The organism is Massilia sp. BAP21 (genome assembly GCF_057801335.1).
This window is the reverse complement of record NZ_CM173596.1, coordinates 2,933,158-2,956,055: the sequence shown is the minus strand read 5'-3', so window position 1 is coordinate 2,956,055 and position 22,898 is coordinate 2,933,158. Positions and strand designations below refer to the sequence as shown.

Annotated in this window: 22 protein-coding genes; 12 read left to right on the top strand and 10 right to left on the bottom strand. The window is 65.5% G+C overall.

Annotated elements, in window-relative coordinates; all coding sequences use genetic code 11:
• Positions 1 to 81: 81 nt before the first annotated feature.
• Entirely contained in the window at positions 82 to 2,727 is a 2,646-nt protein-coding gene (pepN, locus tag ACWYRN_RS13005) for an aminopeptidase N (protein WP_488687859.1), read from the bottom strand.
• A gap of 203 nt (positions 2,728 to 2,930) precedes the next feature.
• Between pepN and ACWYRN_RS13000 the strand changes: the two genes are divergently transcribed.
• Positions 2,931 to 3,566, top strand: coding sequence for a DUF4136 domain-containing protein (locus ACWYRN_RS13000; RefSeq protein WP_488687858.1), 636 nt, complete (start codon positions 2,931 to 2,933; stop codon positions 3,564 to 3,566).
• Between the two features lie 299 nt (positions 3,567 to 3,865).
• Here the strand turns inward: ACWYRN_RS13000 and ACWYRN_RS12995 are convergent, their stop codons facing one another.
• Genes ACWYRN_RS12995 through ACWYRN_RS12980 form a run of 4 tightly spaced genes read right to left on the bottom strand, consistent with a single transcriptional unit; the run spans position 3,866 to position 6,307 of the window.
• Complete coding sequence (locus ACWYRN_RS12995; protein ID WP_488687857.1) at positions 3,866 to 4,009, bottom strand: hypothetical protein; 144 nt, start codon at positions 4,007 to 4,009, stop codon at positions 3,866 to 3,868.
• Entirely contained in the window at positions 4,006 to 4,980 is a 975-nt protein-coding gene (locus ACWYRN_RS12990; RefSeq protein ID WP_488692814.1) for a quinone oxidoreductase family protein, read from the bottom strand. Before ACWYRN_RS12990 ends, ACWYRN_RS12995 begins: the two co-directional genes overlap by 4 nt.
• The gene (locus tag ACWYRN_RS12985; protein WP_488687856.1) at positions 4,980 to 5,375 is read right to left on the bottom strand and encodes a methylglyoxal synthase; all 396 of its coding nucleotides are present in this window, start codon (positions 5,373 to 5,375) and stop codon (positions 4,980 to 4,982) included. Before ACWYRN_RS12985 ends, ACWYRN_RS12990 begins: the two co-directional genes overlap by 1 nt.
• 11 nt (positions 5,376 to 5,386) lie before the next feature.
• Positions 5,387 to 6,307, bottom strand: a complete 921-nt coding sequence (locus tag ACWYRN_RS12980) for a DMT family transporter (protein WP_488687854.1) — start codon at positions 6,305 to 6,307, stop codon at positions 5,387 to 5,389.
• A gap of 173 nt (positions 6,308 to 6,480) precedes the next feature.
• Between ACWYRN_RS12980 and ACWYRN_RS12975 the strand changes: the two genes are divergently transcribed.
• From ACWYRN_RS12975 to ACWYRN_RS12925, 11 genes are all read left to right on the top strand, one after another.
• Entirely contained in the window at positions 6,481 to 7,269 is a 789-nt protein-coding gene (locus tag ACWYRN_RS12975) for a DUF2182 domain-containing protein (RefSeq protein ID WP_488687853.1), read from the top strand.
• A gap of 112 nt (positions 7,270 to 7,381) precedes the next feature.
• The gene (locus tag ACWYRN_RS12970; protein ID WP_488687852.1) at positions 7,382 to 8,107 is read left to right on the top strand and encodes a YebC/PmpR family DNA-binding transcriptional regulator; all 726 of its coding nucleotides are present in this window, start codon (positions 7,382 to 7,384) and stop codon (positions 8,105 to 8,107) included.
• A 28-nt stretch (positions 8,108 to 8,135) separates the two neighbouring features.
• Positions 8,136 to 9,401 carry a phosphoribosylamine--glycine ligase gene (gene purD / locus ACWYRN_RS12965; RefSeq protein ID WP_488687850.1) on the top strand — a complete coding sequence of 422 codons (1,266 nt, stop codon included), beginning with the start codon at positions 8,136 to 8,138 and terminating at the stop codon, positions 9,399 to 9,401.
• Positions 9,402 to 9,753: 352 nt separating this feature from the next.
• Entirely contained in the window at positions 9,754 to 10,665 is a 912-nt protein-coding gene (gene hemF / locus ACWYRN_RS12960; protein WP_488687849.1) for an oxygen-dependent coproporphyrinogen oxidase, read from the top strand.
• Positions 10,662 to 11,333: a nicotinate-nucleotide adenylyltransferase gene (locus ACWYRN_RS12955; protein ID WP_488687847.1), complete on the top strand. Its 672-nt coding sequence runs from the start codon at positions 10,662 to 10,664 to the stop codon at positions 11,331 to 11,333. The genes hemF and ACWYRN_RS12955 overlap by 4 nt, the downstream gene beginning before the upstream one ends.
• Positions 11,333 to 12,031 carry a ribosome silencing factor gene (gene rsfS, locus ACWYRN_RS12950; protein WP_488687845.1) on the top strand — a complete coding sequence of 233 codons (699 nt, stop codon included), beginning with the start codon at positions 11,333 to 11,335 and terminating at the stop codon, positions 12,029 to 12,031. Before ACWYRN_RS12955 ends, rsfS begins: the two co-directional genes overlap by 1 nt.
• Before the next feature lie 6 nt (positions 12,032 to 12,037).
• On the top strand, positions 12,038 to 12,508 hold the full coding sequence (gene rlmH, locus ACWYRN_RS12945) for a 23S rRNA (pseudouridine(1915)-N(3))-methyltransferase RlmH (protein ID WP_229437182.1): 471 nt from the start codon (positions 12,038 to 12,040) through the stop codon (positions 12,506 to 12,508).
• 10 nt (positions 12,509 to 12,518) lie between these two features.
• A complete protein-coding gene (locus tag ACWYRN_RS12940) occupies positions 12,519 to 13,136 on the top strand; it encodes a Maf family protein (RefSeq protein ID WP_488687843.1) in 618 nt (205 codons plus the stop codon).
• A gap of 234 nt (positions 13,137 to 13,370) precedes the next feature.
• Positions 13,371 to 14,834 (top strand): ribonuclease G, encoded by a 1,464-nt coding sequence (gene rng / locus ACWYRN_RS12935; RefSeq protein ID WP_488687842.1) that lies wholly within the window; start codon positions 13,371 to 13,373, stop codon positions 14,832 to 14,834.
• Between the two features lie 7 nt (positions 14,835 to 14,841).
• Positions 14,842 to 15,465 (top strand): HD domain-containing protein, encoded by a 624-nt coding sequence (locus ACWYRN_RS12930; protein ID WP_488687840.1) that lies wholly within the window; start codon positions 14,842 to 14,844, stop codon positions 15,463 to 15,465.
• Between the two features lie 144 nt (positions 15,466 to 15,609).
• Entirely contained in the window at positions 15,610 to 16,122 is a 513-nt protein-coding gene (locus ACWYRN_RS12925) for a hypothetical protein (protein ID WP_488687838.1), read from the top strand.
• Here ACWYRN_RS12925 and ACWYRN_RS12920 read toward each other — a convergent pair.
• Genes ACWYRN_RS12920 through ACWYRN_RS12900 form a run of 5 tightly spaced genes read right to left on the bottom strand, consistent with a single transcriptional unit; the run spans position 16,119 to position 22,878 of the window.
• Positions 16,119 to 16,787: an energy-coupling factor ABC transporter ATP-binding protein gene (locus ACWYRN_RS12920; protein ID WP_488687837.1), complete on the bottom strand. Its 669-nt coding sequence runs from the start codon at positions 16,785 to 16,787 to the stop codon at positions 16,119 to 16,121. The genes ACWYRN_RS12925 and ACWYRN_RS12920 overlap by 4 nt on opposite strands.
• Positions 16,784 to 17,491 carry an ABC transporter permease gene (locus tag ACWYRN_RS12915; RefSeq protein WP_229437188.1) on the bottom strand — a complete coding sequence of 236 codons (708 nt, stop codon included), beginning with the start codon at positions 17,489 to 17,491 and terminating at the stop codon, positions 16,784 to 16,786. The genes ACWYRN_RS12920 and ACWYRN_RS12915 overlap by 4 nt, the downstream gene beginning before the upstream one ends.
• 10 nt (positions 17,492 to 17,501) lie before the next feature.
• Positions 17,502 to 18,368, bottom strand: coding sequence for a formate dehydrogenase accessory sulfurtransferase FdhD (locus ACWYRN_RS12910; protein ID WP_488687835.1), 867 nt, complete (start codon positions 18,366 to 18,368; stop codon positions 17,502 to 17,504).
• Positions 18,365 to 21,166, bottom strand: coding sequence for a formate dehydrogenase subunit alpha (fdhF, locus tag ACWYRN_RS12905; protein WP_488687834.1), 2,802 nt, complete (start codon positions 21,164 to 21,166; stop codon positions 18,365 to 18,367). Before fdhF ends, ACWYRN_RS12910 begins: the two co-directional genes overlap by 4 nt.
• On the bottom strand, positions 21,163 to 22,878 hold the full coding sequence (locus tag ACWYRN_RS12900) for an NADH-ubiquinone oxidoreductase-F iron-sulfur binding region domain-containing protein (RefSeq protein ID WP_488687832.1): 1,716 nt from the start codon (positions 22,876 to 22,878) through the stop codon (positions 21,163 to 21,165). Before ACWYRN_RS12900 ends, fdhF begins: the two co-directional genes overlap by 4 nt.
• Positions 22,879 to 22,898 lie beyond the last annotated feature (20 nt).

Sequence of the window (22,898 nt, the reverse complement as noted above, 5' to 3'; positions counted from 1 at the left end):
GCTCGAGAAGCGCAGCTGTACGACTGTACAGCGAGCATCGCAGAGCAAAAATCCGACGCGCAGTAGGTTTATCAAGGTTCTTTAGTTCGCCAGTGCCTTGCCGACGACCTCGCGCACGTCGTTCGACAGGCGTTGCTGCCCTGCCACCTGCTGCAGCGCCTTCTTCATCTGTTCCTGCAGCGCCGGGGTGTAGCGGCGCCAGCGGTCCATGGCGCGCGCCAGGCGGCTCGCCACCTGCGGGTTCAGGCCGTCGAGGGTGATCACCTGTTCGGCCCAGAAGGCATAGCCGCTGCCGTCCGGCGCGTGGAACTGCACCGGGTTGTTGGCGCAGAAGCTCGAGACCAGGCTGCGCGCGCGGTTCGGATTGCGCAGGTTGAAGGCCGGGTGGCGCATCAGTTCGCGTACGGCGGCCACGTCGCTCGTGGCGCTCGACGCCTGCATGGCGAACCACTTGTCGATGACCAGGGCTTCGTCCTCGAACTCGTCGTAGAAGCGCTGCAGGGCGGCATCGACCGTCGGCACGCGCGCATGGATCATCGCACTCAGGGCGGCGACGCGGTCGGTCATGTTGCCGGCATTCTCGAACTGGTCCTGGGCGAGCCGGATGCCCTCTTCGTCCTGGGCCGCCGTCAGGTAGGCCAGGCACAGGTTCTTCAGGGCGCGCTTGCCGATCGACAGTGCGTCCGGGCTGTACTCGCCCGGAGTGGCGTTCGCGTGGTACTGGGCCAGCAATTGCTCGCGCAGGCGGGTGCCGATGTTGGCGCGCACGAACTGGCGCGCCAGGTGGATCGCCAGCGGGTCGACCACGGCGATCTGCTCGGCGACCATGGTTTCCGAGGGCAGCAGCAGGGCCTGCTCGCGGAAGGCCGGGTCGAGGGTCTCGTCGCTCAGCATCTTGCCCATGGCCAGCAGGAAGGTATCGTCCAGCAGCAGCGGCGCGCCGACGCCGGCTTCGCCAGTGAGTTTCAACAGGCGCCCCATGGCCAGGCGCTGGCCGGCTTCCCAGCGGTTCACCGGGTCGCTGTCGTTGTTGAACAGGTGCAGCAGGTCGGCGTCGCCGTAGTTGTAGTCGAGGATGATCGGCGCGGAAAAATCGCGCAGGATCGACGGGGTCGGCTGTTCCTGTACGTTCTCGAACACGAAGCTCTGCTCGGACTGGGTGAGTTCCAGCACGGCCGTCGTACCGGCATCCTGGCCATCAATGGTGAGCGGCATGTCCTTGCCGTCCGCTCCCAGCAGGCCCACGGCTACCGGGATGTGGAAGGGGAACTTGCTGGTCTGGCCGGGCGTGGCCGGGCAGGACTGGAAGAAGGTCAGCGTGTAGGTCTTGGCGAGCTCGTCGTAGCGGGTTTCGGCGCGCACGACCGGGGTGCCGGCCTGGCTGTACCAGCGTTCGAACAGGGACAAATCACGGCCGTTCGCGTCAGCCATGGCGCGGCGGAAATCGTCGCAGGTCACGGCTTGCTCGTCATGGCGTTCGAAGTAGAGGTCCATGCCCTTGCGGAAGCCTTCGCGGCCCAGCAGGGTCTGGTACATGCGCACGACTTCGGCGCCTTTTTCGTACACCGTCACGGTGTAGAAATTGTTGATCTCGACAAAGGAGTCGGGACGCACCGGGTGAGCCATCGGGCCGGCGTCTTCCGGGAACTGGGCCTGGCGCAAGGTGCGCACCTGGTCGATGCGGCCGACGGCGCGGCCGGTGTCGGTGCCGACCATGTCGGCCGAGAATTCCTGGTCGCGGAAGACGGTCAGGCCCTCTTTCAGCGACAGCTGGAACCAATCGCGGCAGGTCACGCGGTTGCCGGTCCAGTTGTGGAAGTATTCGTGGCCGACCACGGCTTCGATGCCCTGGAAGTCGATGTCGGTGGCCACGCGCGGATTGGCCAGCACGAACTTGGTGTTGAAGATGTTCAGGCCTTTGTTTTCCATCGCGCCCATGTTGAAGTCGCTGACGGCGACGATCATGAAGCGATCCAGGTCGAGTTCCAGGCCCCAGCGCTCTTCGTCCCAGCGGATGCTGTTCTTCAGCGACTGCATGGCGTAGTCGGTCTTGTCGAGGTTGCCCTCTTCGACCCACACCTGTAGCAGGGCGTCGCGGCCATCGGCCAGCCTGAACGTTTCTTCCTGGCAGACCAGGCGCGCCGCGACCAGGGCGAACAGGTAGGAAGGCTTCTTGAACGGGTCTTCCCACTTGGCGTAGTGGCGGCCGTCGCCCAGCTCGCCTTCTTCGACCAGGTTACCGTTCGACAGCAGCACCGGGTATTTTTCCTTGTCGGCGCGCAGCATGACCGTGTACTTGGCCATCACGTCCGGGCGGTCCGGGAAATACGTGATAGCGCGGAAGCCTTCGGCCTCGCACTGGGTGTAGAAGCTGCCGTTCGAGGTGTACAGGCCGTTCAGCGTGGTGTTCTGCTCCGGCACGCAGATCGTTTCGATCTCGAGCGTGACTTCTTCGGGCGTATCGGGAATCGTCAGCAGGCTGCCTTCGATGCGGTAATCCTGCTCGCCGAGCTCCCTGCCATTCATGCGCAGCGCCACCAGCTCCAGGTTTTCGCCATAGAGCTCGATTTCGCGCTGGGCGCTGTCTGGGTTGCGGCGCATCGTCAGCCGGTTGGCGACGATGGTGCGGGCGGGATCGAGGTCGAAGCCGAGTTCGACGGTGTCCACGAGGTAGCTGGGCGGGGTGTAGTCTTTCCGGTAGATCGTCTGGGGCGTATCGGTGCGCATGGGATGGTTCCGAAAAATACGGTCGAAGAAGAAGGTCTTATTCTACCAACAAGGTTTGGCGGGACGCGCCTGAATTCCGTGTATCGGCATGTGTCGGGATGTGGCACTGGTAACGGGGTGTAAAATTTATCTGTAAAAAAGCGGCAACGGGCGCAAGCTAAGGATAGGCAAAGACCGTCTATCCATTGAAGAGAGAGAAACGAATGAAACGCTTGATCATGATGACAGCCGCGGCCGCCATGGCCCTGCTGTTGGGCGGGTGCGCGACCACCATCCGCAGCGATGTCACCACCTTCCACCAGTGGCCGGCGCAGATCGAGGACAAGAGCTATGTCTTCGAAGCGCCGCCGGCCATCGACAACACCCTGGAATACCAGAGCTACCAGAACCTGGTGCGCGGGCAACTGGCGCAACTGGGTTTCCGCGAAGCGCCAACCGGGCCGGCGGCCCTGAAAGTGGGCATGCGCTTCACGACCACCGACGTGCCGGTGCGCGTGATCGAACCGGCAGTGCCGATGTATGGCTATCCGTATTACCGCATGGGCCCGCGCTTCGGTCCGCGCGGGCGCTGGGCGGGCTGGTATCACCCGTTCTACGACCCGTTCTGGAATCCCTTCCCGACGTATGAAGTGTCGATCCAGCACCAGTACCGGCGCGAGCTGCAGGTGTCGATCAAGGATGCGGGCGACAAGCGCTTGTTCGATGTCACCGTGCACAACATGAGCCGCGAACTGTCGACGCCGGAAGTGATGCCGGCGCTGGTGCAGAGCGCATTTGCGGGCTTCCCGGGGCCGAGCGGTGGGGTCAGGCGGGTGGAGTTGCAGCGCAAGAATGGGTGAGATGCGGGGCTGGTAAAACCGGTCGCCGAAATGAAGAGCCGGGGTTGATCCCCGGCTTTTTTATTGGCCAAGCTTGAGCTCGCTACGACATTTTGTTCGTACGGTGGGCACCCCGTGCCCACGCGGTTACGTGCTCATCACTCGGACTTCTGCCGTGAAATGTCGCTCGCGCGGCGTCATGCGACCACGATCGATCTCGGCTCGCGGATACGGTACGAGCGAATCGTCACTGCACGTAGCCAACAGCAGACGCACGTAACCGCGTGGGCACGGAGTGCCCACCGTACGGTCGAATCCGCCTATGAGAAATAGGCCTCGGAGCCGAAGGTGATCGCGATAATGAGAAGCACCGCCAGCACCAGCACGATCAATAAACGCCCAAACTTCGGCGTGCCGCCGGCATCTGGCTCGTTCGGCTCGCGGTCGTCGCTGAACTCCCTCATGGCAGCAGGATCGTCGAGCCCGTCGTGCGGCGGGCTTCGAGCGCGATGTGGGCCTGGGCCGCATCGGCCAAGTCAAAGCGCTGGTGGATGTCGATCTTCACCTTGCCGCTAGCGACCATCTCGAACAGATCGGCCGCCATCGCTTCCAGCTCGGGCCGCGTGGCCGCGTACGACCCCAGCGACGGCCGCGTGAGATACAGCGAGCCGCGCGAAGCCAGTTCGTTCATGGTGAATGCCGGCACCGCCCCGGACGAGTTACCGAAGCTGACCATCAGCCCGCGCGGCTGCAGGCAGTCGAGCGAGCGGATGAAGGTGTCCTTGCCCACGGAGTCATAGACCACAGGCACCTTCTTGCCGCCGGTGATGTCCAGCACGCGCGCCACGATGTCTTCCTCGTTGTAGTTGATCACGTGTGCGGCGCCATGCGCCAGCGCCAGCTCCCCTTTTTCCTTCGACCCGACCGTGCCGATCAGGTTCACGCCCAGCGCCCGTGCCCACTGGCAGGCGATCAGCCCGACGCCGCCGGCCGCCGCGTGGAACAGGATGGTCTGGCCAGCCTGCAACTTGTAGGTGCTGTTGAACAGGTATTGCACCGTCAGGCCCTGCAGCATCATCGCGGCGGCAGTCTCGAAGTCGATCGCGTCCGGCAGTTTCACCAGGATATCGGCCGGCATGGTGCGCAGTTCGCTGTAGGCGCCGTTCGGCCGCCCGGCATAGGCCACGCGGTCGCCCGGCTGCACGTGGGTCACGCCCTCGCCCACCGCCTCGACCACGCCCGCGCCTTCCTGCCCCAGTCCGCTGGGCAGGGGCATCGGGTACAGGCCGGTGCGGAAATACACGTCGATGTAGTTCAGCCCGATCGCATGCTGGCGCACGCGCGCTTCGCCCGGGCCCGGTTCGCCCACTTCGACATCGACGTATTCCAGCACTTCCGGACCGCCGGTGCGCGTGAGTCGGATTGCCTTGGCCATCATGGTTTTTTCTCCTCGTTGTTGGCGTTCATCAGTCGGGACAGGACCAGGTGCGCCGTGGCCACGTTCGTTGCGCAGGCGATGTTGTGCACGTCACAGGCGCGCACCAGGGCGTTGATGTCGGGTTCGTGCGGCTGGGGCGTCATCGGGTCGCGCAAAAATATCACGCAGTCGATTTCCCCGGTCACCAGTTGGGCGCCGATCTGCAAATCGCCGCCGAAAGGCCCGGAATGCTTGCACTCGACCGCCAGGCCGAGCTCGTTGATCAGGCGCCCGCCGGTGGTGCCGGTAGCGGTGAGCGTGCAGCCGGCCAGGAAGTCCCGGTACCCGGCGGCCAGCGTGATCATGTCGTCTTTCTTCTTGTCGTGTGCGATGAGGGCAATGCGCGGCTTCATTTCGTCTCTTTCTATTTTTTCAGGGACAACATGTAGATACCCACCAGGACCAGGCCAGTTCCCGCCAGCTGCACCGCCGTGACCGGTTCTCCCAGTAGCAAAGCGCCGAGGAACAGCGTCGACACCGGCCCGATCATGCCGGCCTGCGAGGCGGTGGCGGCACCGATGCGCTGCACCGCGACCATGGTCATGAACACCGGGAAGATAGTACAGAAAACGCCGTTGACGAGCGAGAGTCCATACACCTGCAGCGGCTGCACCAGCAGGGATGCCGGGCGCAGCAGGAAGAATTGCGCGATGCCGGCCACGCTGGACACGCACATCGCGTAGGCCACCAGGCGCAGCGAGCCGACCCGCTTCACCATCTCGCCCGAGCCGAGCAGGTAGACGGCATAGGTGATGGCCGAGCCCAGCACGAACAGCGAGCCGATCACCGTACTGCCGGCCCCGCCCGCGAGGTCGTGCACGAACACCAGCACGATGCCGCAGTAGGACAGGGCCAGCGCGCCCCACTCCAGGGCCGTGATGCGGCGCTTCAGGAAGATGGCGGTGATCGCCAGCACGAAGGTCGGCGTGAGAAACAGGATCAGGCGTTCGAGCCCGACCGAGATGTATTGCAGCCCCAGGAAATCGAGGTAGCTCGACAGGTAGTAACCGATGAGCCCGAGCCCGACGATGCGCCAGCGGTCAGTCCAGCTCAGCGGGGCCTGCGTGCGCATCTTCCAGATCGCCACGCCAGCGAACACCGGAAGCGAGAACAGCATTCTGAAGGCGATCAATGTTACTGCGTCGATGTGGTAGCGATACAGCAATTTGGCGACCACGGCTTTCGTGGAAAACAGGACGGCCCCGGCAATGGCGATGGCGAGGCCGCCGACGAGGGTAGCACGTGGTATGGAAGCGGCAGATGTGCCTGGCGCGGACTGGGTCATCCGTCGATTGTACGGCCAAGCACAAAATCGAGCTCGGCAGAAGCCCGGAACGCAAGCCCATGCGGAGAGTCGAAGCTCTACATCTACCATTCATGAGGAGCGACAATGCCGAACTCGAGCATAACCATGCGGCGGCCGCGCGGCCGTCCGAACCGGGCCACGGGAGCGTACAGATGACCGCCCTTGTCCGCGTCGATACCCAGCCGGGGCGCGAGCGCCCGCTCGTCATCGCCTGGCTGGCCGGCATCGTGGCCCTGTGCTGGGCCTGCCTGGTATTCCAGGCGCTGCACATCTCGTCCGCCGAACCGGCCAGCCTGGCGCACACGAGCCGGCCCCTGAGCACGCCGCCCTACCGCGCCTACGAACTGGTGCTGGTGCTGGCGATGTGGGGCGCCATGCTCTCGGCCATGGTGCTGCCTGCAGCCACCCCGGCGATCCTGCTGTTTGCCCGCATCAACCGCCTGGCGCAGTCGGTGCGCCACCCGAACCTGGCAACCCTGCTGTTCGTGGGCGGCTACCTGGCCGTGTGGAGCGGCTTCGGCGCCCTGGCCACCCTGGCCCAGTGGGCCCTGCACGACGCCGGCGCCCTCGATACCGGCATGGCCGTGATGAACGCCAGCGCCTGCGGCCTGATCCTGGTAGCGGCCGGGCTCTACCAGTGGACGCCGGCCAAGCATGCCTGCCTGCAGGTATGCCGCAATCCGCTCGGTTTCGTGCTCACCGGCTGGCGCTCGGGCCTGCGGGGCGCCCTGCACATGGGCCTTAGCCACGGACTCTACTGTTGCGGCTCGTGCTGGCTGCTGATGCTGCTGCTGTTCGTGGCCGGCGTCACCAACTTCGCCGCCCTGCTCGGCCTGGCCGGGCTGCTGCTGGCCGAGAAGCTGCTGCCGGGCGGGACGGTGGTGGCCTGTGTCGGCGGACTCGGGCTCGTTGCGTGGGGCACACTCTTGTTGTTTCCATAACGTGGGGAGGCAGATTCCGGGGCGGGGTGCATGCTAGAATGTCGGCCACTCTTGCATAAGGGGCTTTTGGTCAAACGGTCGCAAGCCCCGCACCGTCTAAGGAATACTCGACATGGCTGGACACAGCAAATGGGCCAACATCAAGCATAAGAAAGCCGCCACCGACGCCAAGCGCGGCAAGATCTGGACCCGCCTCATCAAGGAAATCACGGTTGCCGCACGCATGGGCGGCGGCGACCTCGACGCCAACCCGCGCCTGCGCCTGGCCGTCGACAAGGCAGCCGACGCCAATATGCCAAAGGACAACGTCACGCGTGCGATCCAGCGCGGCTCGGGCAGCCTGGAAGGCGTGGACTACGAAGAGATCCGCTACGAAGGCTACGGCATCGGCGGCGCGGCGATCATCGTCGACTGCATGACCGACAACCGCGTGCGGACCGTGGCCGAAGTGCGCCACGCCTTCAGCAAGTTCGGCGGCAACATGGGTACCGAGGGTTCGGTCGCCTTCATGTTCAAGCACACCGGCCAGTTCCTGTTCGCGCCGGGCGTGAACGAGGACAAGCTGATGGAAGCGGCGCTGGAAGCCGGCGCCGACGACGTGGTGCAGGACGAGGAAGGCGGCTTCGAAGTGCTGTGCGACCCGTTCGCGTTCTCGAACGTGAAGACGGCGCTGGAAGCGGCGGGCTTCAAGGCCGAAGTGGCCGAAGTCATCATGAAGCCGGCCACCGAAACCGTGTTCACCGGCGACGACGCCATCAAGATGCAGAAGCTGCTGGACGCGCTGGAAAACCTGGACGACGTCCAGGAGATCTACACCAACGCAGTGATCGAAGAGTAAATCCGAAGAACAAGCGCGAAAGCCACGTATGAAAATCCTGGTAGTCGGCTCTGGGGGCCGTGAACATGCTCTGGCCTGGAAACTGGCCCAATCCGAACGCGTCCAGGTGGTCTATGTGGCGCCGGGCAATGGCGGCACCGCGCTCGATTCGCGCCTGGTGAACCTCGACATCACCGACCCGGCCGCGCTGGCCGACTTCGTGGTGGCCGAGCACGTCGGGCTGACCCTGGTCGGGCCGGAAGCGCCGCTGGCGGCCGGCATCGTCAATCTGTTCCGCTCGCGCGGCCTGAAGATCTTCGGGCCGACGCGCGAAGCGGCGCAGCTGGAAAGCTCCAAGGATTTCGCCAAGGCCTTCATGCAGCGTCATGGCATTCCGACCGCGAAGTACCAGAGTTTTTCCGATGCCGCCGAGGCGCATGCCTACGTGGATGCGAACGGCGCGCCGATCGTCATCAAGGCCGACGGCCTGGCCGCCGGCAAGGGCGTGGTGGTGGCCATGACGCTGGAAGAAGCGCACGCCGCCGTCGACCACATGCTGTCGGATAACGCCTTTGGCGACGCCGGCGCCCGCATCGTGATCGAGGAATTCCTGGCCGGCGAAGAAGCCAGCTTCATCGTGATGTGCGACGGCAAGAACGTTCTGCCGATGGCCACCTCGCAAGACCACAAGCGCCTGAAGGATGCGGACCAGGGCCCGAACACGGGCGGCATGGGCGCCTACTCCCCTGCCCCGATCGTCACTCCGGCCATGCATGCGCGCGTGATGCGCGAGATCATCAACCCGACCATCCAGGGCATGGCCAAGGACGGCATCCAGTTCACCGGCTTCCTGTACGCCGGCCTGATGATCGACGCCGAGGGCAACCCGCGTACGCTGGAATTCAATTGCCGCATGGGCGACCCGGAAACCCAGCCGATCATGGCGCGCCTGAAGAGCGATTACGTCAACGTGCTGGAACACGCCTGCAACGGCACGCTCGATGCGGTGGACCTGGAATGGGACCGCCGCACCGCCGTGGGCGTGGTGATGGCGGCCGCCGGTTACCCGGACAGCCCGCGCAAGGGCGATGTCATCGAAGGGATTGCGGCCGAAACGGCGGAATGCATCACTTTCCATGCCGGCACCCAGATCGTGGATGGCAAGCTGCAGTCGAACGGCGGGCGCGTGCTGTGCGTGGTGGGGCTGGGCGACAGCGTCAAGATGGCGCAGAAGCAGGCGTATGAAGGTGTAGAGAAGATTCGCTTCGATGGCGCGCAGTTCCGGCGCGATATCGGGTGGCGTGGGGTGAAGTGATTTCGTAATCGGGCGAGTTCGGAAGCCGGCGGGCGAATCATCGCCGCCGCAAGCCACCGGACACGCACGTAACCGCGTGGGCACTTCGGTTCCGAGGCCCCCGGCCTCGAAACCCCCACCGTACGGGATACTGCTCGGCCGATCGTATCGTACGATGCAGTTTCGTAGGGTGGACCGGGCCACGCAAGGCACCTGTGTCCACGCTGTCTCACCATCTGCATACCACCAAGATTCGTAGGGTGGGCACTTGTGCCCACGCTGTCTTACCATCTGCACACCACCCGCGCAATTTCGATGTGTACATTCCGCACAGTGTACAATCGCCACCTATTTCGTTTCGCACCCTGATCCCATGTCCACCCCATCCCCTTCCGCCATCAAAGCCTGGCTGCTCGACCTGCAATCACGCATCGTCGCGGGCCTGGAAGACGTGGACGGCAAGCCTTTCTTGACAGACAGCTGGGAGCGCCCGGAAGGCGGTGGCGGCATCTCGCGCCTGATCGAAGAAGGCAATGTACTGGAACGCGGCGGGGTCAACTTCTCGCACGTGATGGGCACCAATTTGCCGCCATCGGCCGCTGCGGCGCGTCCGGAACTGGCAGGCCGCGCCTGGGAAGCCATGGGCGTATCGCTGGTGCTGCACCCGCGTAATCCCTACGCCCCGACCGTGCACATGAACGTGCGCTTCTTCGAGGCCACGGCCGAGGGGCAAGAGCCGGTCTGGTGGTTCGGCGGCGGCATGGACCTGACGCCCTACTACGGCAACGTCGACGACGCGCGCCACTTCCACCAGGTCTGCCACGACGCATTGGCGCCCTATGGCGACGACCTGCACCCGCGCTTCAAGAAGTGGTGCGACGAGTATTTCTATATCAAGCACCGCAAGGAAGCGCGCGGCGTCGGCGGCATTTTCTTCGATGACTTCAACGAACTGCCTTTCGACGAGGCCTTTGCCATGGTGCAGAAGGTGGGCGACGGTTTCCTCGACGCCTATCTGCCGATCCTTCAACGCCGCAAGGACACGCCGTATGGCGAACGCGAGCGCGACTTCCAGGCTTACCGCCGCGGCCGCTATGTCGAGTTCAACCTGGTATGGGACCGCGGCACCCACTTTGGCCTGCAATCGGGCGGCCGTACCGAAGCGATCCTGATGTCGCTGCCGCCGATCGTCAAGTGGCGCTACGACTGGCATCCGGAAGACGGCAGCCTGGAAGCGGCGCTGTATACCGACTTCCTGCCGCACCGGGACTGGCTCGCTTCGTGATTCCCTGCGTCGCCCTGCTGGGGGGCAGTTTCGATCCCGTGCACCACGGCCACGTTGCGCTGGCGCGGCTGTTCGTCGAACTGCTGCACCCGAGCGAACTGCGCGTGCTGCCGGCCCGTCCCTGGCAAAAGGCGGCGCTGCAGGCCGGCGACGAAGACCGCATCGCCATGCTGGAACTGGCGTTTCGCGACGCCGGGTTGCCGGCCACGATAGACCGCCGCGAAATCGACCGCGGCACCCCGACCTATACCGTCGAGACCTTGCGCGGCCTGCGGGCCGAACTCGGCGACGATGCGTCCATCGTTTTCCTGATGGGCGCCGACCAGTTGCTCAAGCTCGATAGCTGGCGCGACTGGCGCGAACTGTTTGACCTCGCCAACATCGGCGTGGCTGCCCGGCCGGGCTACAGGCTGGAGCAGGACGCATTGCCGCCGCCGGTGGCAGAGGAAATGGCGCGGCGCCTGGCGTCGCCCGAAGAAGTGCGCACCACGCCTGCCGGGCTGGTGTGCATGGCACACACATTGGCCGTGGATATCTCCGCGACCGAGGTCCGGGCACTGCTCAAGGGAGAGAACAAACCGGGGGGCGCTTCGCAAGAAGCGCCAGCCTCGCTCCTCGCGCGGGTAGTGCTAGACTACATTCAACAACATAATTTATACAAAAGCTAATGGATATCAAAAAACTGCAAACCCTCGTCGTGGACGCCCTCGAAGACGTCAAGGGCCAGGAAATCATGCTGTTCGACACGACCGGGCTGACCAGCCTGTTCGACCGCATCGCCGTCGTCTCGGGTACCTCGAACCGCCAGACCAAGGCGCTGGCCGCGTCGGTCCGTGACAAGGTCAAGGCTGCCGGCGGCGACGTCGTTGGCATGGAAGGCGAAGACACCGGCGAATGGGTGCTGGTCGACCTGGGCGACATGATCGTCCACATCATGCAGCCGGCGATCCGCCAGTACTACCGCCTGGAAGAAATCTGGGGCGAGAAGCCGGTCAAGCTGGGCGCCGCCAAGCGCAAGTCGACGCCGGAAGCGCTTGAGGCTGCCGAGTCGAAGGTCAAGTCCAAGCACCTGGCCGCGAACCAGGACCAGCCGGAAGTCAAGCCTGTGCGCGAGCGCAAGACCGCAACCAAGACCGCTGCAACCAAGACTGCTGCCGTGAAAGCACCAGCGAAGAAAGCAGTTGCCAAGGCAGTCTCGAAAGCCGTCGGCAAGACCGTGAAGGTCGCTCCACCAAAAGCCGAAGTCGCCGCCGTGAAAGCGCTGAAGGCCCTGCCGCCGAAGCGTACCGTCAAGGCTGCCGTCACCGCCGAAGGCGAACCGGTGAAGAAGGTCATCAAGCGCGTGACCAAGAAGGCTGCCGAGTAAGCTTCGATGCAACTGATCATTGCCGCGGTCGGCCACAAGATGCCGGCCTGGATCGAAACCGGCTTTGGGGAATACACGAAGCGCATGCCGCCCGAGCTGCGCATCGTGCTCAAGGAAATCAAGCCGGTCGAGCGTTCCGGCAGCAAGACGGCGGCCACCGCGATGGCGCTCGAACGCGAGCGCATCGAAGCGGTGCTGCCGAAAGGCGTGCGCATCATTGCCCTCGACGAGCGGGGCAAGGACCTGACAAGTGTTGGTCTTTCCCAACAATTGTTGAACTGGCAGCAGGATGGGCGCGACACCGCCTTCCTGATCGGCGGTGCGGACGGGCTCGACCCTGAGCTGAAGGCACGCGCCGAGGGCATGATCCGTATTTCCAGCATGACCCTGCCCCACGGCGTGGTGCGGGTGATGCTGGCGGAACAGCTGTACCGCGCCTGGTCGATCACCCAGAACCATCCGTATCACCGCGTTTGATTCTCGCCCCATGAAATCGCACAACAAGAAGATCTACCTCGCGTCGAAAAGCCCGCGCCGCCGCGAACTGCTGCGCCAGGTCGGCATCGACTTCGATTTGCTGAGCCTGCGCAACGACCCGGCGCGCGGCATCGACGTGCCCGAGGATGTCTTCGAGGGCGAGCTGGCGCAGGACTACGTGGTGCGCGTGGCGCTGGAAAAAGGCGCATTTGCCTGGAAGGTGCTGCAACAGCGTCGCCAGCCCCTGCGGCCGGTGCTGACGGCCGACACCACGGTCACTATTGACGGCGACATCCTCGGCAAGCCGGCCGACCTGGCCGAAGCGCGGGCCATGCTGGAACAATTGTCGGGGCGTACCCACCAGGTGCTGACCACGGTGGCGGTGCACTACACCGACATGGCCGAGCACGTAACCCAGGTGTCGAACGTGCGCTTTGCGAAATTGACTGCGCAACAGATCGCCGCCTACTGCGCCACGAGCGAACCCTACGACAAGGCCGGCGGCTACGGCATCCAGGGCCTGGCCGCGCTGTTCATCGAGCATATCGAGGGCAGCCATTCGGGGATCATGGGCTTACCGATCTTCGAAACCGCCGTCCTGCTGCGCAAGGCTGGGTTCCAGGTTTGACGTAGGGTGGACGGCTCTGCCGTCCACGCGTCGATTGTTGGCGTTCGCGTTCCGGAACGATGATCTTGCCTTTGTCGCGTCACACTCCACGCTTCGATGCATCGTTCACTGGTTGAACGCGTGGACGGGAAACCCGTCCACCCTACGTACTCCGATCCCTTCATCTGCCCGCCACGTTCAGGCACCCCAGCGTGTATCATGACACTCTGAACAATATCCTCACGCGTAGCGCTCATGAACGAAGACATCCTCATCAATATCACCCCGCAGGAAACGCGCGTGGCGCTGGTCCTGCAGGGCGCGGTGCAGGAGTTGCACATCGAGCGTACGCTGACGCGTGGCCTGGCCGGCAACGTGTATTCGGGCAAGGTCGTGCGCGTGCTGCCGGGCATGCAGTCGGCCTTCATCGACATCGGCCTGGAACGCGCCGCCTTCCTGCACGTGGCCGATATCTGGGAAGCGCGTCCGCACGATAATTCCAACGTGCCGCCCACGCCCATCGAAAAGCTGCTCTACGACGGCCAGGTGCTGACCGTGCAGGTGATCAAGGACCCGATCGGCACCAAGGGCGCACGCCTGTCGACGCAGATTTCGATTGCCGGCCGCATGCTGGTCTACCTGCCGCAAGACAAGCACATCGGCATCTCGCAAAAGATCGAAAAGGAAGCCGACCGCGAACTGCTGCGCACGCGCATGGCCGGCCTGCTGCCGGCCGAGGAAAAAGGCGGCTACATCGTCCGCACCCAGGCCGAGGAAGCGCTTGATGCCGACCTCTCGGCCGACATCGACTACCTGCGCAAGACCTGGGCCGCGATCCAGAACGGCGCCCGCACCCGTCCCGCCACGAGCCTGCTCTATCAAGATTTGAACCTGGCCCAGCGCGTGCTGCGCGACTTCGTACATGACGAGACGGCGACCATCCAGGTCGACTCGCGCGAGAACTACCTGATGCTGGTCGAATTCGCCAAGATCTATACCCCGAGCGTGCTGGCGCGCCTGCAGCACTACACCGGCGAGCGTCCGCTGTTCGACCTGTACGGCGTGGAAGAAGAAATCCTGCGCGCGCTGGGCCGGCGCGTGGATCTGAAATCCGGCGGCTACCTGATCGTCGACCAGACCGAGGCGATGACCACCATCGACGTGAACACCGGCGGTTTCGTCGGCGGCCGCAATTTCGCGGACACGATTTTTAAAACCAACCTGGAAGCCGCGCACGCGATTGCGCGCCAGCTGCGCCTGCGCAACCTGGGCGGCATCATCATCCTCGACTTCATCGACATGGAGAACAACGAGCACCGCAACGCCGTGCTCGCCGAACTCAAGAAAACCCTGGCGCGCGACCGCACCAAGGTGTCGGTGAGCGGCTTCTCGGCGCTGGGCCTGGTGGAGATGACGAGGAAGCGCACGCGCGAATCGCTGGCCCACATCCTGTGCGAGCCCTGCCCGGCCTGCTCGGGCAAGGGGCAAGTGAAAACCTCGCGTACCATCTGCTACGAAATCCTGCGCGAACTGCTGCGCGAGGCAAAGCAGTTTAACCCGCGCGAGTTCCGCATCCTGGCCTCGCAGGAAGTGGTCGACCTGTTCCTGGAAGAAGAGTCGCAGCATTTGGCCATGCTGGGCGACTTCATCGGCAAGAAAATTTCGCTGCAGGTGGAAAAGGGTTACCACCAGGAGCAGTACGACGTGATCCTGATGTAAGCCGCGCATGACAGCGACGCTCGCACAGCGCTGGCAATCCCTGTGGCAGGAGTTGGGCAAACCCGCTCCCGCCGGCCTGCTGCAAGCCCTGTTTGAGGCCTACAGCGAGCCGCAGCGCCATTATCACACCCTGCAGCACCTGGAAGAATGCTTCGCCCACTTCGATGGGGTGAAGGAGCTGGCCGAACATCCACTTGAGGTTGAACTGGCGCTCTGGTTCCACGACAGCGTCTATGACGTGCATGCGCGCGACAACGAGATGCAATCAGCCGCGTGGGCGGACCGGGCGCTCCTCGCGGCCGGCCTGCCAGAAGACGCCTGCGCCCGCATCCACACCCTGATCATGGCCACCTGCCACGACGCCCTGCCCGCCTCGAACGATGCCCGGCTGCTGACCGACATCGATCTCGCCATCCTCGGCGCCGAACCGGATCGGTTTGCCGAATACGAGCGCCAGATCCGCCTTGAATACGCCCACGTGCCCGACGCACTGTTCAAGGCCAAGCGCCGCGAGATCCTGCAAGGCTTCCTCGACCGCGGGCGCCTGTTCCAGACGCCGGCCTGCCACGCGCGTTACGAAACGGCCGCCAGACGCAACCTGGCCAGCGCCATCGGCACCACCGCGCTCTGACATTGCGGCGCGGCTGTGGCGCCAAGCCGACGTCTCCGCCATCCTCTGAACACAGCGCCGGCGCTACGCTTCGCAGCGACCTTCGCTTCCCATACCGCAGCGTAGTATTGGCAAAGTAAAGGGAACGTTCGCCAGGGGCATGCCATGGTCGACCGACGGGAAATCCTGCAGTTCATCTTCAACTCGCACCTGAGCCTGTTCAACACGCGCCGTGACCACGAGTGGCGCGTGATCATCAGCGCCATGGTGCTGATGGGTGCGGTCGACGCCACCATCCTGTCGGTGAAGATCTGCCTGACGGTGCGCCAGCAGGACCTGTGGATCTTCGCCCTGGTCCTGCTGTTCTTTTCGATCGCCTGGTACCAGTGGGGCGTGCAGGTGCGCAACCGCGTCGACCGGATCGCAATGGACCGGGTCCTGCACATCATGTGCAACGAAATCCAGGAAAGCCCGAACAGCCCGATGCGCGCTGGCATCGACCGCGAAGACGAACGGATGGACGGCGCGCGCATCGACATCATCCTGCACTTCACGTATTTGTGGGCCTTCATTCCGCAGATGCTGGTGCTGCTGATCGCGGTGCTGCTGTCGGCCTATGTGCCGCACATCGTCACGGCCTGCGACGGCAAGACGCCCGTTTCCTGTCCACGAGCCTAGTCGTCCCTGTGGGTGCGGTATTCCAGCCGACCGTCACGCAGCTTCAGCCGCTGCACGCCCGGCAGCCCAATCAGGTCGCGGTCATGGCAAGCCATCACCACCGTGCTGCCCTGCTCGATCAGCGTCGGGATCAGGGCGATCACGCCTTCGCGTGCGCTGCCGTCGAGGTTGGCGGTCGGCTCGTCCAGCATCAGCAGGCGCGGTTGCAGCACGCGTGCGCGGGCCAGCGCCACGCGCTGCTTCTCGCCGCCGGACAGGCGCGCTGGTTCGGTGTCGGCCAGGTACTCGACGCCGGCCCAGTGCATCGCTTCCTCCACCGTCTTCTTCACCACGGCTTTCGACTCGCCACGCGCCAGCAGGCCATAGGCGATGTTGTGCCAGACACTGGTCGAGAACATGATCGGATGCTGGTGCACGTAGACGATGGCGGCGCGCAGCGCCTTCGGGTAGGGCTGCAAGTCGAAAGCATGGCCATCGAAGCTCACGCTGTCGACCTGCGCCGCCTCCAGCCCGCCAAGGATGCGCAGCAGCGTGCTCTTGCCCACGCCATTGGCCCCGGTCAGCACATAGGCGCTGGCCGCGTCGAGCGTGAGTTCGTCGATATCGAACAGCAGGCGTTCGCCATGCCGCTTGCGCAGGCCGCGCACGGTGAGCAGCGCGTTCATACCCTCCCTCCGGCCGTATGCGCCTCGCCCTGCAGCAGCATCAGCGCCCCGTTCATCACCAGCGCCAGCGTCACCAGCACGATGCCCAGCGCAATCCCCTGCGCGAATTCGCCCTTGCTGGTTTCGAGTGCGATGGCGGTGGTGATGGTGCGCGTTTCGCCCTGGATGTTCCCGCCCACCATCAGCGCGCAGCCGACTTCCGAGATCACGCGCCCAAAGCCGCTGATCACGGCCGCCATCACGCCGTAGCGCGCTTCGTGCAGCACGGTCGTCATCACGCGCCAGCGCGAGGCGCCAAGCGCGCGCGCCGTTTCGGCATAGCGCGGATCGAGCGCCTGCACCGCCGCCAGCGTAAAGGCCAGCAGCACCGGCATCCCCACCACGAACTGCCCGGCGATGATGCCCGACTGCGAGAACAGCCACTCCAGCGGCCCGAGCGGCCCGCGGCGCGACAGCAGCAGGTACAGCAGCAAACCGATCAGCACCGTGGGCAGCGACAGCGCGCACTGCGCCAGCCAGACGGCGATGCGGCGGCCCGGAAAGCGATGCATGGCGATCGCATAGCCGAGCAGCACGGCCGGCGGCGTGGCCAGCAGCAGGCCGATGACGCTGGTCTTGATCGATACCCAGACGATGTGCCAGAGCGCCGCGTCACCGGAAAACAGCAAGGCGAACGCGTGCAGCGTGGCTTCCCACAGGGTCATACTGGACGACTCATGCGCGGACGGGAAGCGGCAATTCGAGCAGCTCGGGCTGGAACACCAGCCGCTCCTGCCCGGCCAGCAAGAGGAAGTGGCGCCCGCTGCAGCGCGCCAGCAGCGACATGCCGACCTTCTGCGCCACCATGTGCCCCATCTGCGTGGTGCCCGAGCGCGACAGCAGGAAGGGAATGCCCATCTGCGCGCCCTTGATCACCATTTCCGAGGTCAGGCGGCCCGTGGTGTAGAACACCTTGTCCGCGCCTTCCATCCCTTCCAGCCACATCAGCCCGGCAATCGCATCGACCGCGTTGTGGCGGCCCACGTCCTCGACGAAGTACAGCAGTTCGCCCGTATTCGAAAACAGCGCGCAGCCGTGCACCGAGCCGGCCTGCTTGTAGATCGATTGCTGGGTGCGGATGGTCTCGACGATGCGGTACACCACCGACTGCGGCAGGCGCGCATCCGGCGGCAGGGTGATCTGGTCGACTTCGTCCATCAGCCCGCCGAACACCGAGCCCTGGCCGCAGCCGGTGGTGACCACCTTTTTCGCGGTGCGCTCTTCCACACCCTGGATGCCGTTGCGGGTGACCACCGCCACCGCGTCGACAGCCCAGTCGACCTGCACCGACACCACCTCCTCGATACTGCGCACCAGGCGCTGGTTGCGCAGGTAGCCGAGCGTCAGCGCTTCCGGCGCCCCGCCGAGGGTCATCAGCGTGACCAGCTCGCGCTTGTCGACGTACACGGTCAGCGGGCGTTCGGCCGGGATCGAGAGCGTCGAGCGGCGCCCGCGCTCGTCCAGCGCCTCGACGTCGTGCGTGAGGCGGGCCTGGGCATTGGACAGGATGGGACGGTAGCGTGGCAAGTCGGGACAGTTCATATTGCCAATTGTGCCACGCCGGCGAGAATCTGGCCGCCACCGTAGCTACCCTGCGCCGCCACCTCCCCGCCCGGCATGACCTTCACCGCGCAGTATTTGAACTCGGGGATCTTGCCGTAGGGGTCGAGCGCCGCGTTCGTCAGGCGGTTGATCGCCGCTTCGTAATAGCAGAAGGGGACGAAGATGGCGCCCACCGGCGAGCTGTCGTCGGCACGCGCATACAAGACCACTTCGCCGCGGCGCGAGGTTATCGTGATGGCAGCGCCCGGCTCCACGCCCAGGCGCTGCAAGTCTAGCGGATGCACCAGCGCCACCGGATCGGGCTCGATCGCATCGAGCACGCCGGCGCGGCGCGTCATGCTGCCGGTGTGCCAGTGTTCGAGCTGGCGCCCGGTGATCAGGACCATCGGGTAGTCGGCATCCGGCCGCTCGTCGGCGGGAATGATGTCAGCCGGGACGAATCGCGCCTTGCCGCCTTCGCGCGGGAAGGACTCGGTGAAGACGACCGGCTGGCCCGGCCCCTCCTCCACCGGGCACGGATACACGACCGCCCCTTCGCGCTCGAGCCGCTCCCAGGTGATGCCGGCGATGCTGGGCATGGTCTTGCGCATCTCGTCGAACACTTCCGACACGTGGCCGTAGTCCCAGTCCAGGCCGAGCCGGTTCGCCATCTGCCCGATGATCCACAAATCGGGCTTGGCCTCGCCCGGCGGGTCGATCGCCTGGCGGCCCAGCTGCACCAGGCGGTCGGTATTCGTGAAGCTGCCGGTCTTTTCCGGGAAGCTCGACGCCGGCAAAATCACGTCCGCGAGATAGGCCGTCTCGGTCAGGAAGATGTCCTGCACCACCAGGTGCTCGAGCGCGGCCAGCGCGGCGCGCGCGTGGTTGGCGTCGGGGTCGGACATGGCGGGATTTTCTCCCATGATGTACATGCCGCGGATCTGGCCGGCGCAGATGGCGTCCATGATCTCGACCACGGTCAGGCCCGGCTTCGGGTCGAGGGTGGCGTTCCAGGCTTGCTCGAACTTCGCGCGCGCCGCCGGGTTGTCGACGCGGCCGTAATCGGGCAGCATCATCGGGATCAGGCCGGCGTCGGAGGCGCCCTGCACGTTGTTCTGGCCGCGCAGCGGATGCAGGCCGGTGCCGGGACGGCCAATCTGGCCGGTCATCAAACTCAGCGCGATCAGGCAGCGCGCGTTATCCGTGCCGTGGATGTGCTGGGAGATGCCCATGCCCCACAGGATCATCGAGCCTTTCGACGTGGCGTACAGGCGCGCCACGTAGCGGATGGTCTCGGCGTCGATGCCGCAGATCGGCGCCATCACCTCCGGGCTGTAGCCGGCCACGTTCGCTTCCAGTTCGGCATAGCCGACCGTGCGCGCGGCGATGAAGGCCGGGTCGACCAGGCGTTCCTCGACGATCGTGTGCATCAGTGCGTTCAGCAGGGCGACGTCGGTGTCGGGCTTGAACTGCAGGTAGCGGTGGGCGTGGCGCGCCAGGTCCGAGCGGCGCGGGTCGAGCACGATCAGCTTGGCCCCTGCCCTGGCCGCGTTCTTGATCCAGGTGGCGGCCACCGGATGGTTCACCGTGGGGTTGGCGCCGATGACGACAATGACTTCGGCACGCGTGACGTCCATCACCGGGTTCGAGACCGCGCCCGAGCCTATCCCTTCCAGCAGCGCCGACACCGAGGACGCGTGGCACAGACGCGTGCAGTGGTCGACGTTGTTGGTCCTGAAGCCGGTGCGCACCAGCTTCTGGAACAGGTAGGCTTCTTCGTTGCTGCCCTTGGCCGAGCCGAAGCCGGCCAGGGCCGCGCCGCCGTGTTCGTCGCGTATGCGCGCCAGCTTACCGCCGGCCAGCGCCAGCGCTTCTTCCCAGCTCGCTTCGCGGAAGACGTCGAGCACGCGCTCCGGGTCCATGACGAAGTCGCCGGTCTTCGGCATGCCCGCGCGCCGCACCAGCGGCCTGGTGAGCCGGTGCGGATGGTGGGCGTAATCGAAGCCATAGCGCCCCTTCACGCACAGGCGTCCGTGGTTCGCCGGGCCGTCGCGTCCTTCCACGTACAGGATGCGGTTCTCCTTGACGTGGTAAGTGAGCTGGCAGCCCACGCCGCAGTAGGGGCAGACCGAATCGACCTGCCGGTCCGGGATATTCAGCGCCACGCCGCGCGCCGGCATCAGGGCGCCGGTCGGGCAGGCCTGCACGCATTCGCCGCAGGCCACGCAGGTGGAGTCGCCCAGCGGGTCGTCCTGGTCGAACACGATCTTCGCTTCCTGGCCGCGGAAGGCCAGGCCGATCACTTCGTTCACCTGCTCGTCGCGGCAGGCGCGCAGGCAGCGCGTGCACTGGATGCAGGCGTCGAGATTGACGGTGATGGCGGCGTGGGAGGCGTCGGGCTGCGGCTGCGTGCGCGTCGGTGCAAAGCGTGGCTTGCCGACGCCGAGCTTCTGCGCCCACAAGTCCACTTCGTTCTTGCGCGTGTACTGCGCCTCCGCCATATCCGACTGCAGCAGTTCGATCACCATCCTTTGCGCGGCCACGGCGCGCGGGCTGTCGGTCGTGACCTTCATGCCGGCCGTGGGTTGGCGGCAGCAGGATGCCGCCAGCACCCGCTCGCCCGCGATCTCCACCATGCAGGAGCGGCAGTTGCCGACCGCCTCCAGGCCCGGCTTGTAGCACAGGTGCGGCAGGTCGATGCCTTCGCGCCGCGCCACTTCGATCAGCGTATCGCCGGGCAGCGCTTCGACCGCGCGGCCGTTCAATTCGAAGGCGATGGTCTTGAGGTTCGCATTCATGCCAGCCCCCGCATGTTGTCCAGTTCGTGAGGGAAGTACTTGATGACGCAGTCCACCGGATTCGGCGCCGCCTGCCCCAGTCCGCAGATCGAGGCGTCGCGCATCACCTGCGACAATTCGCCCAGCAGCGCGACGTCCCACTGCGGCGCATCGATCAGCTTCAGCGCCTTGGCCGTGCCGGCGCGGCAGGGCGTGCACTGGCCGCAGGATTCATCGGCAAAGAAGCGCATGGTGTTGCGGGCCGCGGCCACTGCGCTGTCGTGCTGCGACAGCACCACCACCGCGGCCGACCCGATGAAGCAGCCATAGGGCTGCAGGGTGTCGAAGTCGAGCGGGATGTCGCCCATGCTGGCCGGCAGGATGCCGCCCGAGGCGCCGCCCGGCAAGTAGGCGTAGAAATCGTGGCCTTCGGCCATGCCGCCGCAGTACTCAAGAATCAGCTCGCGCACCGTGATGCCGGCCGGCGCGAGTTTGACGCCGGGTTCGCGCACGCGTCCCGACACCGAGAACGAACGCAGGCCGCGCCGGCCGTTACGCCCGAAGCCGGCGAACCACTCTCCGCCGCGCTCGAGGATCTCGCGCACCCAGTGCAGCGATTCGAAGTTGTGCTCCAGCGTCGGCCGCCCGAACAGCCCGATCTGCGCCACATACGGCGGACGCAGGCGCGGCATGCCGCGCTTGCCCTCGATCGATTCGATCATCGCCGATTCCTCGCCGCTGATGTAGGCCCCGGCGCCGCGCCGCAGGTGGATCGCCGGCATGCCCTGCACCGGCGGATCGCGCCGCAGCGCGGCCAGCTCGGCTTCCAGCAGCGCGCGGCAGGCGTGGTATTCGTCGCGCAGGTAGATGTAGATGGCCTCGATGCCCACGGCCCAGGCGGCAATCAGCGCGCCTTCCAGGAAGCGGTGCGGATCGCGCTCGAGGTACACGCGGTCCTTGAAGGTGCCGGGTTCGCCTTCGTCGATGTTCACCGCCATCAGGCGCGGGCCGGGCTCGGCGCGCACGATGCGCCACTTGCGCCCGAGCGGAAAGCCGGCGCCGCCCAGGCCGCGCAGGCCGGAGGCCTCCAGCGTGCCGATCACGGATTCGGCCTCGTGCAGGCCAGCCACGCAGTCGCGCAGCAGGCGGTAGCCACCGGCGGCGCGGTAAGCCGCGTAGTCCACGTAGGCATCGGCCGCATCCAGGGATGCGCCCGTAGCCACCCGCGCCAGGATGGATTCGGCACTTGCCTGCGCCACGGCCCCCTGCCCCACCAGCGCCGCCGGCGCCTGTTCGCAGCGGCCGATGCAGGGCGCGGCCAGCACGCGCACGTCGGCGCCCAGGATGGCGGGCAGCCGCCCCAGCAGGCTTGCGGCGCCCGCCATTTCGCACGACAGCCCGGCGCAGACGCGCACCGTCAGCGCCGGCGGCACCGCCTCGCCCTCGCGCACGACCTCGAAATGGTGATAGAAGCTGGCGACTTCGTAGACCTCGGCCTGGGCCAGGCGCATTTCCTGGGCCAGCGCGGCAAGGTGGCCGGCGGGAAGGCAGTTGAAGTGGTCTTGCAGCCTGTGCAGGTGCTCGATCAGGAGCTCAGGCCGGCGCGGCGCGTCGCCCAGCAGGGCCTGCACCTCGGCCAGCGCCTGCGGATCGACGCGGCGGCCCTTCGGCGCCTCGCGCTTGCGCTGGCGGCTCGCCCCCGCGACCGCGATCGGAATGACGGGATGGTTCATCGTTGTCTCCAGGACGGCGG